The sequence below is a fragment of the Streptomyces sp. NPDC049954 genome (assembly GCF_040656295.1).
In the GTDB taxonomy this organism is placed as follows: Bacteria; Actinomycetota; Actinomycetes; order Streptomycetales; family Streptomycetaceae; genus Streptomyces.
Genome location: NZ_JBFALS010000001.1, coordinates 573,159 through 586,665 on the forward strand (window position 1 = coordinate 573,159; position 13,507 = coordinate 586,665).

Consider the following 13,507-nt stretch of genomic DNA (forward strand, 5'->3'; position numbering starts at 1 on the left):
CGTGCGTTCGTCCCAGCGAGGGAGCTGAAAGTCATGACCCGTGACGCCGAAGCACCGCACCACGAGACCGCCGTCTACACCCACGGACACCACGAGTCGGTGCTCCGCTCCCACACCTGGCGCACGGCGCGCAATTCCGCCGCGTACCTGATCGACCACCTGAAACCGCACATGCGCGTCCTGGACATCGGCTGCGGGCCCGGGACGATCACCGCCGACCTGGCGGCGCTCGTCCCCCAGGGGCACGTCACCGGGGTGGACGCCTCGGCCGAGGTCCTGGAGAAGGCGGCGGCCGAGGCGGCCGGCCGCGGGCTGGACAACACGGACTTCGCCGTGGCCGACGTCCACGCCCTGGACTACCCGGACGACACCTTCTGCGTGGTCCACGCCCACCAGGTGCTCCAGCACGTCGGGGACCCGGTCCGCGCGCTGACCGAGATGCGGCGGGTCGTGAAGCCGGGCGGTCTGGTGGCGGTGCGCGACGCGGACTACGCCGCGATGACCTGGTACCCGTCCTCCCCCGGCATGGACGACTGGCTGGACCTGTACGAGCGGGTGGCCCGCGCCAACGGCGGGGAACCGGACGCGGGGCGGCGCCTGAAGTCCTGGGCGCTGGCCGCCGGCTTCACCGACGTCACCTCGACGTCGAGCACCTGGTGCTTCGCCGACGACGAGGAGCGGGCGTGGTGGAGCGGCCTGTGGGCCGACCGTACGCTCGCCTCCGCCTACGCCGAGCGCGCGACGGGCGGGGGCCACGCGACGCACGAGGAGCTGACCGCCGTCTCCCAGGCGTGGCGGGAGTGGGGCCGGCGGCCGGACGCGTGGTTCAGCGCGCTGCACGGCGAGATCCTCTGCCGGGTCTGAGCCGGTCCGGCCCGCCGTGTCACGCGCGGGGGTCTCACTGTCGGCATCAGAAAGGTGCACGAGGAGGCGAGGCGCCGTGTCACGCGCGGGGGTCTCGCCGGTGGCCTCGCCGACCGCCCGTCAGCGCCCCCGACCGCCCGTCAGCCCCCGGCCGTCCGGTCGCGCAGTACGTCCGCGCGGTCCTGCACGTGGTCGGCGAGGCCGTCGATCGTGCGGGTGAGCAGTCCGTGGGCCGCGTCGCCCGCGCGGTCGCGCATCTGGTCGAGGAGCTCGGCGTACTGCGGGTTGGCCCCCAGGTAGTCGCGCACCGGCTCCCGCAGGTGGTCGGCGACGACGCCGCTGACCCCCTGGAAGGTGAGCGGGCGGCGCTGTCCCGCGACGGCCGTGCCGATGGCGAAGGCCAGCTTGGCCTTCTTCGTGCGGCCCAGCAGGTAGCCGACGCCGAGTGCGATGCCCAGTGCGAGCCGATTCATGGTGCTGTCCGATTCATGGTGTGCCGTCCTGTCCCGATTCCCGTACGGCCGGGCCACTCTCCCGTGGAACCTGCCTGGCGGAACCCCCGTCAGGCGGCCCGCAGGGGCCGTGTACCCCCGTAGGGGCCGCCCACAGCGGGCGGCCCCTACGGATTTTTACGGCGGCTTTCCGGTGGTGGGCCGAGGACGGCGGCCCGCCGGCTCAGCCGACGACGGCCTCGCCGACGAGCAGCCGTACGGAGGCGGCGACGGAGTCCGCGTCGATCCCGGCGGCGGCGAGCGACTCCTCGGGGGTCGCGGAACCCGGCATCGTACGCACCGCGAGGCGGACCAGGCGCGGCGCGGGCCGGCCGTCGTCGAAGGCACTGGCGACGGCGTCGCCGATACCGCCCTCCGGGTGGTGGTCCTCGACGCTGACCAGGCAGCCGGTCTCCTCGGCGGCCGTGCGCAGCGTCTCCTTGTCGACCGGCTTGACCGAGTAGAGGTCGATCACCCGCACCTCGATGCCCTCGGCCGCCAGCGTCTCGGCCGCGGCGAGCGCCTCGTGCACGGTCTGGCCGGCCGCGACGATCGTGAGCCGGTCCGCCCCGCCGGAGCGCAGCACCTTGGAGCCGCCGACGGGGAAGGTCTCCTCGGGGCCGTAGAGCACGGCGTTCTTGCCGCGCGAGGTGCGTAGGTAGGAGACGCCCGACAGGTCCGCCATGGCGGCGGTGAGCTGGGCCGTCTGGTTGGCGTCGCACGGGTAGAGCACGGTCGAGCCGTGCACGGCCCGCAGCATCGCGAGGTCTTCGAGGCCCATCTGCGACGGGCCGTCCTCCCCGATGGCCACGCCCGCGTGCGAGCCGGCCAGGCACAGCTGCACATCGCTGACGGCCGCCATCCGGATGAAGTCGTGGGCGCGGGTGAGGAAGGCGGCGAAGGTGGCGGCGTACGGGGTCCAGCCACGCGTCGACATCCCGGCCGCGGCGGCGATCAGCTGCTGTTCGGCGATGTACAGCTCGAAGTAGCGCTCGGGGTGTTCCTTGGCGAAGAACTCGGCGCGCGTCGAGTCGCCGACCTCCCCGTCGAGCACCACGACGTCCCGCCGGGCCCCGCCCAGCGCGGCCAGCGCCTCACCGAAGGCGTTACGGGTCGCGACCTCGTCACCGCCCTTGGGATAGCTCGGCAGTTGGACCTTGCCGCCCTTGCGCTCGGGGGCCTGCTTCGTGTCCTCGGGGGACCTGACCTGGATACGCAGATCGCGGATGCCGCCCAGTTCCTCGATGGCCTCCTCGGGGTCGGCGAGCGGCTTCCCGTGCAGGCCCTCGCGGTCGGCGGCGGCCTCGACGCCCTTGCCCTTGAGGGTGCGCGCCAGGATCACCGTGGGCTTCCCGGCCGTGGACTCCGCCTCGTGGTACGCCGCGTCGATCTGTTCGATGTCGTGGCCGTCGATCTCGATGGTGTGCCAGCCGAAGGCGTGGAAACGGCGGGCGTAGGCGTCGAGGTCGTGGCCGTGCCGGGTGGGCCCGCGCTGGCCGAGCCGGTTGACGTCCACGATCGCGGTGAGGTGGTCGAGGTGGGCGGCGCCCGCCGCCTCGGCGGCCTCCCACACGGAGCCCTCGGCGATCTCGCTGTCCCCGCACAGCACCCAGACCCGGTTGTCGACCCGGTCGAGGTCCTTGGCGGCCATCGCCATGCCGACGCCGACCGGCAGTCCCTGACCGAGCGAGCCGGTCGCCACGTCGACCCACGGGATGCGGGGGGTGGGGTGGCCGTCGAGCCTGCTGTCCTTCTTGCGGAAGGTGAGCAGTTCCTCGTCGCTGACCACCCCGGCCGCCTTGAACGCGGAGTACAGCACCGGGGAGGCGTGCCCCTTGGACAGGATGAAACGGTCGTTGGCGGGCAGGTCCGGCTGGTCGAAGTCGTAGCGCAGATGGCGCGCGAAGAGGACCGCCACGAGGTCGGCGGCGGACATCGAGGACGTCGCGTGCCCCGAACCGGCCGCGTCGGTCGCACGGATCGAGTCGACCCGCAATTGCTGGCCCAGTTCGGCCAGCTCGATCAGATCGTCCGGGTTCATGGTGACGCTCCGCATGGTCACTTCTTTCGTTCGATTTCGCGTTCGATTACGGTTCCACTCGGCGGCATCGCCGGCACCTCGCACCGACGGGCCTGCTGCGCGGAAGGCCCGTCGAGGCGACCACCGGCACGAAGCGGGGCGGGGACTGTTCGAGTCCCCGCCCCCTCAGCGCCCAAACGTCCCGGAACCGTCCGCTTCCTCCCAGTATGGGCAGCTACGGCCTCGGCGGCACGGCGGGCGGCTCCTGCGGCAGCGGCGGAACGTCCACCGCGCCGGGCGCCGTCCCGGGGCCCCCGGGCCGGTCGCGGTCGCCGCCGTCCTGCCCCTTCCCGGACGGCGACGGGGCGTGCGGCCGGGCCCCCGGGCCCTTCCCGTTCCTCGCCTGCTCGCGCAGCAGGAAGGCGAGACCGGCGAGCAGGACCGCGGTGATCAGTGCGGCGAGCCAGCCGGGCAGGACCAGGGCGAGCAGGAGGCCCACGGCGAGGGAGAGGGCCGCGCCCGCGTAGCAGGCGCTCGCCCCCGAGCCCGCGTACAGCGAGGCGGTACGGCGCTGGGTGCGGGCGGCCTCGCGCAGCTCCTCGCGCACGCTCTCGCGCAGCGCCTCGGTGAGTTCGGCGGCCAGGGCACGGTCGGGGCGTCCTTCGGCGAGGGTGTCGCCAAGGGCGCCGGCCCCGGTGCCCGCCGGCCGCCCGGCTGAGGGGGCGGCGTTTCGGATGGGTTCGGTGCCAGTCATGTCCGGCGGGTACCCGCAGCGGGGCGCGTGACGCCCGGCAGCAGTCGGCGCGAAACGATCACGGCCGGCGGCCGGGCCAACTAGGCTCGCGGGTATGGAGATTCTCGGCACCACGCTGCGCGTCTGCGTGGACAACCTGGAGGTCATGGTCCCGTTCTACGAGCGCCTCGCGGGCCGGCCCGCGCAGCGTTTCGAGCGTGGGGGCGTGTCGGTCGCGGCGGTGGGCTGTTTCCTGCTGATGAGCGGGCCGGAGGCGGAACTCGAAGTGCTGCGCCGCGTCGCGGCGACGATCGCGGTGCGGGACGTGGAGGAGACCGCCCAGGTCCTCACCGCCTCGGGCGCGCGGGTCATCGCCGGCCCGGTCGGCACCCCGGCGGGCCGCAACCTGATCGCGATGCACCCGGACGGCTCCGTGTTCGAGTACGCCGACCAGGGCGGGGCCGCCGCCGGCTGACCGGACCGGCCCGGGAACCGGCTCGGAGGAGGCGCCCCAAACCCTGATGCGCGACAGGCGAGGCGCCTTCTACGGTGGGTCCCGACCCGCACCGGCTCCTCACCCAGAACGGCACCTCATGAGCGAGCGTTCCCCCCTCGGCCCCGGCACCTCGGCGACCGGTACCTCGGCGACCGTCGCCGCCGGCCCGGAGCAGCACACGTACCGCGTCATCGTCCGGGGCGTGTGGGACGGGCTGACGGACGCGGCGCGCGCCGAACTGCTCGCCGGGGCGGATCAGGCCCGGGATCTGGCGGCGATGCGGTTCACCGAGGAGGGCTCGCTCAGCTACGACCGGACGCTGAAGCCGTTCTCCTACCGCTTCGAGCTGCGTTCGGCCGCCGAGGACGGCGAGGAGATGGCGGCGGCCCTCGCCGAGGAGCGGGTGGAGACGGAGCTGCGGCGGCGCGGGTTCGGCTACCGCGATCTGCGCTCCACCGTCACCGATCTCGACACCATGAAGATCAACCGGGAACGCGGCCGCTGACCTGCCGCCCATCAAGTTCCCCGTGCTCTCCCTTACGCTCCGAGGTTCGCCATCTCCGTCGTGAGCGCGAACCGTTCGTGGTCGCGCCAGGCGCCGTCGATGAACAGGAAGTCGGGCGAGAAGCCCTCGTGCCGGAATCCGAGGCGGCGCGCGAGGGCGATCGAGGCGGCGTTGCCGGGCTGCACGTTGATCTCCAGCCGGTGCAGGCCGAGCGCGGTGAAGGCGTGCCGCACGACGAGGCCGAGGCCCTCCGTCATGAGCCCGCGACCGGCGGCGTGCGCGAAGGCGCCGTAGCCGAGCGCCCCGCAACGGAAGGCGCCGTGCACGATGTTGTTGACGGCCACGTAGCCGGCGGCGGCGTCGTCCGTCCGCGTGCACACGAGGAAGCCGGCCCGTCCGGGCTCCTCGACGAGGCGGCCGGCCCAGGCCGCGAAACCGGCCGCGTCCCGCGGCGGCTGGAGCCAGGGGTGGTGCAGGGACACGCTCTCGCGGGCCCGCGCGGTGAACTCGTCCGCGTCGTCCAGGGTGAGGGGGCGCACGGCGACGCGCTCGCCCTCGGCGAGATAGGTGGCATATTCAGGCATCGGGCCAGGGTAGCCGTCGTCGGCCGCCGCTCAGCGCCCGGACGCCGTGGGCAGTCGCAGCACCCCTTCCCGGACACGCACGGAGTACGCGGCCTTGTTGCCGTAGTGCGCGTCGTCGCTGCCCGCCACCACGAGCCGCAGCCGGTGGCCGGGGGCGAACCGGTGCACGAGGCCGGGCAGCCGCACCGTGAACGGGCGGTTCACGTCCGGCACCCGGACCGGGGCGACGAGTCGGCGGACCGGCCGCGCGGTGCCGTCCGGGGCGACGTCGAGCACCTTGACGAACAGGACGAGCCGACGCGCGAGGTCCGCCGCCCCCTGGGCCCGCGCCGCCCCGGGCGCCTCGACGCGGAAGGTGGCCCGGGGGCTGCCGACGACGTCGAGCGGGGCGGTCAACGGCGCGGTGCTCCAGCCGAGATGGCTGCCGGGCACGTCGTACGGCGGCGGGTCGGGGACGTGTTCGGAGAGCTGGGCGAAGGGGTTCTCGGTGTGGCTCGTGGGGAGGGGGCCGTTGCGGTACGTGCGGGTGTCCGGGCGGACCGCGTCCGCTTCGGCGACCAGACTGCCGTTGCCGGCCCCGTCGGGAGCGCCCGACACGTGCAGGACGTGGCGGGGAGCGGGTGGGGCCGGGGCCTGCGCGTAACCGGGCGCCCAGTCGCGGAAGTAGGCGAACGCCGGGCCGGGCGCGGCGGACCGGGGGCCCTGGCCGCGCCGCAGGTAGTGGTCGAACCAGTCGAGAATGCGCCGACCGGTCCAGCTCGCGCCGAGGTCCGTTCCCATGAGGTCCAGTTCGCCGGGCTGCGGCGAACGGAGCCCGCCGCTGTGTCCCCAGGACTGCCAGATCAACGCGGACGGCACCCCCTGGGCGCGCAGCCGCCGCCAGGTCGCCTCGGCCTCGTCCAGGGTGAACAGGCTGTCCGCCTGCCCCTGTACCAGCAGTGCCGGGGCGCGGACGGTGCCGAGATACGAGGCCGGTGACACGCCGCGCGCGTAGCGCAGGGCCTTGGCGGTGGGTCCTGGCAGGTAGCGCCCGGAGTCGAGCAGCCCTTTGAAGGCGCAGGCGCCCGCGACCATGTGCACGCAGCCACCCCCGCCGGTCCTGGACGGGTCGAGCCGGGGATGCAGCAGCCCCTGCGCCTCACCGATGGCCCAGAAGCCGCTGGTCCAGCGCCACTTGTGCACCCCGGCCCCGGCGTCCGCGAGGTCGGGGAAGAGGGAGTGCGCCAGGTCGTGCCAGGTGATGAGCGGGACGAGGGCGTCGACGCGGTGGTCGCGCGAGGCGGTCGCGAACTGCACGGCCCCGCCGTAACTCCCGCCGATCATGCCGACTCTGGGGTCGCCGGGGCCGTCGAGGGTCACGAAGTCGACGCGGGTCCCATCGTCGGCGGTGCGCAGGCCCGCGAGGAAGTCCACGAGCCCGGAGGCGGCCCTGCCGTCCACGGCGGGATCGTCGAGCGTGATGGGGCAACCACTGCGGCCGAACCCGAGGCCCGAGTAGGCGAGCACCGCGTAGCCCTGGGCGGACACGGAGCGGGCGAGGGCGTCGGTCGTGCCGTCCCGCTTGCTGCCGCCGAAGCCGTTGGTCGTGAGCACGGCGGGCACCGGACCGGCTGCGGAGGCGCCCGCCGGCCGGTACAGGTCGGCGTCCACGACACACCTGCGTCCGCCCGCCTGCACGGTCAGGCGCAGCGCCGTCACCTCGGCCCGGGCCGCCGCCCGCACGGTTCCCGCGGGCAGCAGGACGGTGAGCAGGGCCAGCAGGACGAGGACGAGGAGCGGGGGACGGCGAGGGCGGCGCACACGTACTCCGGCGGGCGAAGGGGGCGGAAGGGACCGGGAACACGTGGCCCTTCACCCATGACGGCACATCAGGAATGTCATGACGTGGGAGACATGCCCGTAAAAACCGCTACGCACGCTTCAGCAGGGACGGGAGTTGTCGCGGTGCGGGGAAATGCCTCGCGGAAGCCCGTGTGCCGGCTCACGGGGAAGCCGGATACGGTGCGCGCATGTCCCGCACCGCGTCCTTCCCGCCCCGTTCGCTCCTGATCAGCGGTACCGTCGGCGCCGGGAAGACCTCGGTGGCCGAAGCGGTGGGCGCGTTGCTGGCCGAGGCGCGGGTGCCGCACGCGGTGCTGGACCTGGACGCCTTGTGCCGGCTCTGGCCGGCCCCGCCCGGCGACCCCTTCCGCACCGGTCTGCTCGCGCTGAACCTGCGCGATGTCGCCGCCCACTGCCTGGAGGCCGGAGCCCTCGTGCTCGTACTCGCCGGGGTCGCGGAGGACGCGCCGGACCGGGAGCGGTACGCGCGGGCGGTCGGCGTCCCGCTGTCGGTGTGCCGGCTGCGCGTGGCCCTGCCGCTGGTCCGTGACCGGCTGGCCCGCAGGCATGCCGGGGAACCGGCCGCCCTGGACTGGCACCTGGACCGGTGCGGCGAACTGGACGCGATCCTGGAGCGGGCCGGTGTCGAGGACTTCGGCGTCGACGTCGGCCCGCTCACGGTTGCCGAGGTGGCCTCGGCCGTTCTGGACGCCTGGGGCCTGCCGCGCTGAGCCGGGCGGGCCCCGGGGTTCACACGAGCGCCGGTTCCTCCAGTGTCAGCGTGCCCGCGTCCGCGTCGAGGGTGGCACGTACACCGAGCGGGAGGGTCTGCGCGCCCTCGTCGTGGCCGAAGCCGAAGTGTTCGAGGACCGGGACGCCGAGCGGGGCGAGCCGGTCGCGCAGGACGGCGCGCACCTCCTCGTAGGGACCGCAGTCCTGCCACGAGCCGAGGACCACGCCGCGCACCCCGTCCAGGACGCCGGAGCGCAACAGCTGGGTGAGGATGCGGTCGAGGCGGTAGGGCTCCTCCCCCACGTCCTCCAGGAGCAGCAGTCCGCCCGCGCCGCTCGTGCGGGCGTGCGGGGTGCCGATCTCGGCGGCGAGCAGGCTCACGCAGCCGCCGAAGGTGACGCCCCGCGCGCTCCCGGGCACGAGGGCGCCGCCCCGCGCCGCTTCGAGGACCCGTACGGTCTCGGGGGCGAAGAGGGTCGCGCGCAGGTGGTCCTGGGCCCGCTGGTTCTTCAGGAAGTCGGCCCCGGCGGTCATCGGCCCGTGCAGCGTCGCGAGGCCCAGGCGCCGGGCGAAGCTCTCGTGCAGGGCGGTGATGTCGCTGTAGCCGAGGAAGACCTTGGGTCCGGCCGCGCGCAGCGCCTCCCAGTCGAGGAGGTCGGCCATCCGCTGGGCGCCGTACCCGCCGCGCGCGCAGAACACCGCGTCGACCGCCGGATCGCACCAGGCCGACTGAAGGTCGGCGGCCCGGTCGGCGTCGGTGCCCGCGAGATAGCCGAACTCGGCGTGTCGGTCCAGGACGTGGGGTGCGGCCACCGGGTCCAGGCCCCAGCCGCGCAGCAGGTCGAGGCCGGACTGGAGGCGGTCCTCGGGGACGGGGCCGCTCGGGGCGACGACCGCGACCCGGGCGCCGGGACGCAGCCGTGCGGGCCGGGTCAGCGGGGTCAGGGGCTCGGTCACGGGCGCAGCTCCAGGTGCGGGACCTCGGCGGCGGGGAAACCGAAGGTCTGGGCGTACAGGGAGAGTTCGGACTCCAGGACGCGGATCAGGGTGTCCACGCGGCGGAAGCCGTGGCTCTCGCCCTCGAAGGTGACGTAGGCGTGCGGGACGCCGCGTCCGGAGATCCGGCCGAGGAAGCGTTCGCACTGGCGCGGCGGGCAGATCGGGTCGTCGAGGCCCTGGAGGATCAGGAAGGGCGCGGTGATGTCCTCGGGGTGCTGGGCGGGGGAGCGCTCGGCGTACCGTTCGGGGACTTCGGCGAGCGGGCCGACGAGGCTCTCCAGGTACTGGGACTCGAAGTCGTGGGTCTCCCCCTCCGCCCAGCCCGCGAGGTCGAGGATCGGGTAGAGGATCGTGCCGCACGCGTACAGGTCGGTCGCGGTGAGCGAGGCGGCCGTGGTCCAGCCACCTGCGGAGCCGCCCCGGATCGCGAGCCGTTCGGGGTCGGCGAGGCCCTCGTCGGCCAGCGCGCGGGCGACGGCGGCGCAGTCCTCGACGTCCACGACGCCCCACTGCTCGCGCAGTCGTTCGCGGTAGGCCCTGCCGTGGCGTACGGAGCCGCCGTAGTTGACCTCGGCGACGCCGATACCCCGTGAGGTGAAGTAGGCGATCTCCAGGTCGAGGACGAGCGGGGAGTGCCCGGTGGGCCCGCCGTGCGCCCACACGACGTAGGGCGGCGCGGTGCCCTCGGGCCCGGTGGCCTCGGGGTGGTGCGGCGGGTAGAGGTGGGCGTGCACCTCGCGGCCGCCGGGCCCGGTGAAGGTGCGGGCCTCGGCGGGCGGGTAGTAGGCGGGGTCGACGGCGTCCTCGTGGCGGGCGGCGACGACGCGGGCGTGTCCGGTGCCGGTGTCGAGTTCGACGATCTCGTAGCCGCTGCGCGGGCTCGCGGCGATGCCGACGACGCGGGTGCCCTCGCTGCCGAGGGAGGGGGCCCACTCGGTCCACTCGCCCGCCGTGTCGACGAGTCCGCCGGTCGCCGGGTCGAGGACGCCGAGCGCGGTGGTGCCCTCGCCGTGGACGACGGCGATCAGCCCGCCTGCCAGCGGCGCGAACCAGCGCAGCCCGATCTTCCAGAGCGGTCCGCCGAACTCCTCGGCGCGCGGGCACAGGTTGACGGCGGTGCCGTCCTTTGGGTCGACGCGGTACAGGTTCCACCAGTCGCCGCGTTCGGTGGCGGCCAGGAGGCTGCCGTCGGGCGCCCACTCGGCCTGGGCGACGGCCTCGCCGGGCCCGCCGATGAGGGTGCGGGCCGGGCCGAAGACACCTTCCGGGCCGACCTCGGCGATCTTGAGTTCGGTGCCGTCCCAGGGCATCCGGGGGTGGTCCCAGGCGAGCCACACGGCGCGCCGGCCGTCCGGGGAGAGCCGGGGCCCGGTCACGAAGCGGTGGCTGTCGTCGCTCAGTTCACGGATCGCGGAGCGGTCCTCGGCGGCCGAGCCGTCGAGCGGGACGGCGGCGAGGACGCGGCGTACGTCGCTGGGACCCGCGCCGGTGAACTCCTCCAGGACGCACCACACCTCGTCGCCGGCGGGCGCGAACACGGGGTCGCACCAGCGCAGCCCCTCGCCGACGACGGAGAGCGGGGTGAGCGGGCGGGGCTCGGCGGCGGGCCCGTCCGGCTCGGCCGCGTAGAGCCGCTGGTCGTCGTGGTGGGAGAAGACGACGAGGGGCCCGTCCGGGCCGGGGCGGCCGGTCCAGGGGGCGCCGCCGTACTCGATGACGCGGTTGCGTACGTTCCACGGGAGGGGCAGCACCGTCTCCTCGGTGCCCCCGGCCCGCTGCCGTACGAGGGCGCGTCGGCCGCCCTCCGCGGGGCGGGGCGCGGTCCACCACAGTTCCTCGCCCACGTAGGCGGCGTACTCGGGGCGGCCGTCGTGGCTCGCGGCGGTCCTGGCGTCGATCGGTGAGGGCCAGGTGCCGTACGGCAGCGGGGTGACTCCCATGGTGCTCTTCCTCTTCGTCGTCTCTCCCGCGCGGCGCTGTCTACGGCGGCGCGGCGCGGGCTCGTGCGGTGGACCGGTCAGGCGGTGCGCAGGAAGCGGTCGAGGACCCGGACCCCGAAGTGCAGGGCGTCGACGGGGACGCGTTCGTCCACGCCGTGGAACAGCTTCTGGTAGTCGAAGCCCGCCGGGAGCCTGAGCGGTGAGAAGCCGTATCCGGTGATGCCGAGCCGGGAGAACTGCTTGGCGTCGGTGCCGCCGGACATGCAGTACGGAAGGGTGCGGCCCTCGGGGGCGAACTCCTCGACGGCGGCCCGCATCCGGGCGAAGGTCGGGGAGTCGACGGGTGCCTGGAGGGCGGTCTCGCGATGGTGGAAGGCCCAGTCGACGTCCGGTCCGGTCAGTTCGTCGAGGGTCGCGCGGAACTCGTCCTCGGCGCCCGGCAGGAAACGCCCGTCGATCATGGCGGTGGCCTCGCCGGGGACGACGTTGACCTTGTAACCGGCGTTCAGCACGGTCGGGTTGCTGCTGTTGCGCACGGTCGGCTCGACGAGGGCGGCGGCCGGTCCGAGCTTGCCGAGCAGCTGGTCCACGTCGAGGTCCGGGGCGTCGACGTCGACGGCGACGCCGTACAGCTCGGCGAGTTCGGCGAGGGCGGCCCGCACCGTCGGGGTGAGCCGCACCGGCCACACGTGCTCGCCGATGCGGGTGACGGCGGCGGCGAGCCGGCTGACGGCGTTGGCGCGGTTGACCTTCGAGCCGTGCCCGGCGCGGCCGCGCGCGGTCAGCTCCAGCCAGCCGGTGCCGCGCTCCCCCGCCGCGATCGGGTAGAGCTGGTTGCCCGCGCCGTCGTGGAAGGTGAAGGCCCCGGACTCGCTGACGCCCTCGGTGACGCCCTCGAAGAGGTCGGCGTGCTGCTCGGCGAGGAACCCGGAGCCGTCGGCGGCGCTCGCCTCCTCGTCGGCGGTGAAGGCGACCACGACATCCCGGCGCGGCCGGACCCCGGTGCGCTGCCAGGAGCGCAGGACCGCGAGGATCATCGCGTCCATGTTCTTCATGTCGATCGCGCCGCGCCCCCATACGACGCCGTCGCGCACCTCGCCGGAGAACGGGTCGACGCTCCACTCGGCGGGGTCGGCGGGCACCACGTCGAGGTGGCCGTGCACGAGCAGCCCCTCGGCGCGGGGGTCGGTGCCGGGGACGCGCAGGACGACGTTGGCGCGGCCCGGGGTGCGCTCCAGCAGCACGGGGTCGAGTCCGGCGTCGGCGAGGCGCTCGGCGCAGTACTCGGCGGCCGGGCGTTCCCGGCAGTCGCCGCCGCCCCGGTTGGTGGTGTCGATGCGGATCAGCTCGGAGGTGTACGTGACGACCTCGTCGAGGGCGCGGGCGTCGGCCCCCTCGGGCTGCTCCCGGGGTGCGGTGCGGTCAGCCATACTGCTCCTCCACGGCCGAGGAGGCGATCGTGCACACCGTCTTGAAGGTGCGGTACGCCTCGTACATCGTCGGGCTCTCGAAACTCACCCGGCGCTCCCCGGAGCGTTCGACGCCGGGGACGGCGGTGACGGTCTGCGGGAGGTGGGCGGCGTCGAACTCGATCTCGATCGTGAACGGTCCGCCGCGCACCGGTTCGTACCGTCCGGCGAGCGCCGCGGCCTCCTTGGCGGCCGCGCGGATGTCGGCGGCGGTGCGGGAGGGGGTGCGGCAGATCGCGGCGTACCGGGACACGTGGTCCTTGACGGCGACCTTCTTCGCCCCGGGCGCGTAGCCCTCGGCGTCCTCGCAGGCGCGGTCGTCGCCGGTGACGAGGACGACGGGGATGCCGTACTCGGCGACGAGGTGGGCGTTGAGCAGTCCCTCGCTCGCGCGCACTCCGTCGAGCCAGACCCCGGTGAGCTGGTTGGCGAGGAAGGTGTGCGCGAGGACGCCCTCCATCCCGGCGCCCGCGTGGTAGCCGACGAAGGCGATCGCGTCGGCCTGCCGGGCACCGGTGTACTGGGCGCCCTCGACCATGCTGAGGTCCTTGTGCTTGCCGGTGAGCATCTCGACGCGCTCGTCCATGCGTTCCAGCAGCAGGTTGCGCATGCTCCAGTGGGCCTCGTTGACGAGGACGGAGTCGGCGCCGCCGTCGTAGAAGCCCTTGACGGCGGCGTCCACGTCGGAGGTGAACAGGGGTCTGCACCGTTCCCACAGAGGGGTGCCGGGCAGCACGTCACCCGGCCAGGTGACACCCGTCGCGCCCTCCATGTCGGCGCTGATCAGAATCCGCACACCACTCTCCCTCCGCCCTGCACCGTCCTCGGCCGTCCGAGTAGATCTTGCGGCACC

13 protein-coding genes are annotated in these 13,507 nt (G+C 74.1%); 4 read left to right on the forward strand and 9 right to left on the reverse strand.

The features are described 5' to 3' along the window. Window positions 1-33: 33 nt before the first annotated feature. Window positions 34-864 (forward strand): class I SAM-dependent methyltransferase, encoded by an 831-nt coding sequence (locus AB0J21_RS02415; protein WP_363143881.1) that lies wholly within the window; start codon window positions 34-36, stop codon window positions 862-864. Window positions 865-1,004: 140 nt separating this feature from the next. On the opposite strand, the gene AB0J21_RS02420 is transcribed toward AB0J21_RS02415, so the two are convergent. The 3 genes from AB0J21_RS02420 to AB0J21_RS02430 form a co-directional block, all read right to left on the reverse strand. Continuing rightward, window positions 1,005-1,337 carry a hypothetical protein gene (locus AB0J21_RS02420; RefSeq protein WP_363143882.1) on the reverse strand — a complete coding sequence of 111 codons (333 nt, stop codon included), beginning with the start codon at window positions 1,335-1,337 and terminating at the stop codon, window positions 1,005-1,007. 202 nt (window positions 1,338-1,539) lie between these two features. Continuing rightward, window positions 1,540-3,411 (reverse strand): transketolase, encoded by a 1,872-nt coding sequence (locus tag AB0J21_RS02425; protein WP_363143883.1) that lies wholly within the window; start codon window positions 3,409-3,411, stop codon window positions 1,540-1,542. A gap of 199 nt (window positions 3,412-3,610) precedes the next feature. Then, entirely contained in the window at window positions 3,611-4,129 is a 519-nt protein-coding gene (locus tag AB0J21_RS02430) for a phage holin family protein (protein ID WP_363143884.1), read from the reverse strand. Window positions 4,130-4,223: 94 nt separating this feature from the next. Between AB0J21_RS02430 and AB0J21_RS02435 the strand changes: the two genes are divergently transcribed. Together AB0J21_RS02435 and AB0J21_RS02440 are read left to right on the forward strand one after the other, a co-directional pair. Beyond that, window positions 4,224-4,583: a VOC family protein gene (locus AB0J21_RS02435; protein ID WP_363143885.1), complete on the forward strand. Its 360-nt coding sequence runs from the start codon at window positions 4,224-4,226 to the stop codon at window positions 4,581-4,583. Between the two features lie 118 nt (window positions 4,584-4,701). Next, window positions 4,702-5,109: a DUF6204 family protein gene (locus AB0J21_RS02440; RefSeq protein WP_363143886.1), complete on the forward strand. Its 408-nt coding sequence runs from the start codon at window positions 4,702-4,704 to the stop codon at window positions 5,107-5,109. Between the two features lie 32 nt (window positions 5,110-5,141). Here AB0J21_RS02440 and AB0J21_RS02445 read toward each other — a convergent pair whose 3' ends face one another. Both AB0J21_RS02445 and AB0J21_RS02450 read right to left on the reverse strand, forming a co-directional pair. Continuing rightward, window positions 5,142-5,693 carry a GNAT family protein gene (locus tag AB0J21_RS02445; RefSeq protein WP_363143887.1) on the reverse strand — a complete coding sequence of 184 codons (552 nt, stop codon included), beginning with the start codon at window positions 5,691-5,693 and terminating at the stop codon, window positions 5,142-5,144. 30 nt (window positions 5,694-5,723) lie between these two features. Next, window positions 5,724-7,493 carry a CocE/NonD family hydrolase gene (locus AB0J21_RS02450; RefSeq protein WP_363143888.1) on the reverse strand — a complete coding sequence of 590 codons (1,770 nt, stop codon included), beginning with the start codon at window positions 7,491-7,493 and terminating at the stop codon, window positions 5,724-5,726. A gap of 209 nt (window positions 7,494-7,702) precedes the next feature. Here AB0J21_RS02450 and AB0J21_RS02455 point away from each other — a divergent pair, with 209 nt between their 5' ends. Then, entirely contained in the window at window positions 7,703-8,245 is a 543-nt protein-coding gene (locus AB0J21_RS02455; protein ID WP_363143889.1) for a hypothetical protein, read from the forward strand. A gap of 19 nt (window positions 8,246-8,264) precedes the next feature. On the opposite strand, the gene AB0J21_RS02460 is transcribed toward AB0J21_RS02455, so the two are convergent. From AB0J21_RS02460 to AB0J21_RS02475, 4 genes are all read right to left on the reverse strand, one after another. Beyond that, window positions 8,265-9,203, reverse strand: a complete 939-nt coding sequence (locus AB0J21_RS02460; RefSeq protein WP_363143890.1) for an LD-carboxypeptidase — start codon at window positions 9,201-9,203, stop codon at window positions 8,265-8,267. After that, window positions 9,200-11,185: a prolyl oligopeptidase family serine peptidase gene (locus AB0J21_RS02465; protein ID WP_363143891.1), complete on the reverse strand. Its 1,986-nt coding sequence runs from the start codon at window positions 11,183-11,185 to the stop codon at window positions 9,200-9,202. The genes AB0J21_RS02460 and AB0J21_RS02465 overlap by 4 nt, the downstream gene beginning before the upstream one ends. A 77-nt stretch (window positions 11,186-11,262) precedes the next feature. Next, window positions 11,263-12,615 carry a M20/M25/M40 family metallo-hydrolase gene (locus AB0J21_RS02470; protein ID WP_363143892.1) on the reverse strand — a complete coding sequence of 451 codons (1,353 nt, stop codon included), beginning with the start codon at window positions 12,613-12,615 and terminating at the stop codon, window positions 11,263-11,265. Continuing rightward, entirely contained in the window at window positions 12,608-13,450 is an 843-nt protein-coding gene (locus AB0J21_RS02475) for a M55 family metallopeptidase (protein WP_363143893.1), read from the reverse strand. The genes AB0J21_RS02470 and AB0J21_RS02475 overlap by 8 nt, the downstream gene beginning before the upstream one ends. Window positions 13,451-13,507 lie beyond the last annotated feature (57 nt).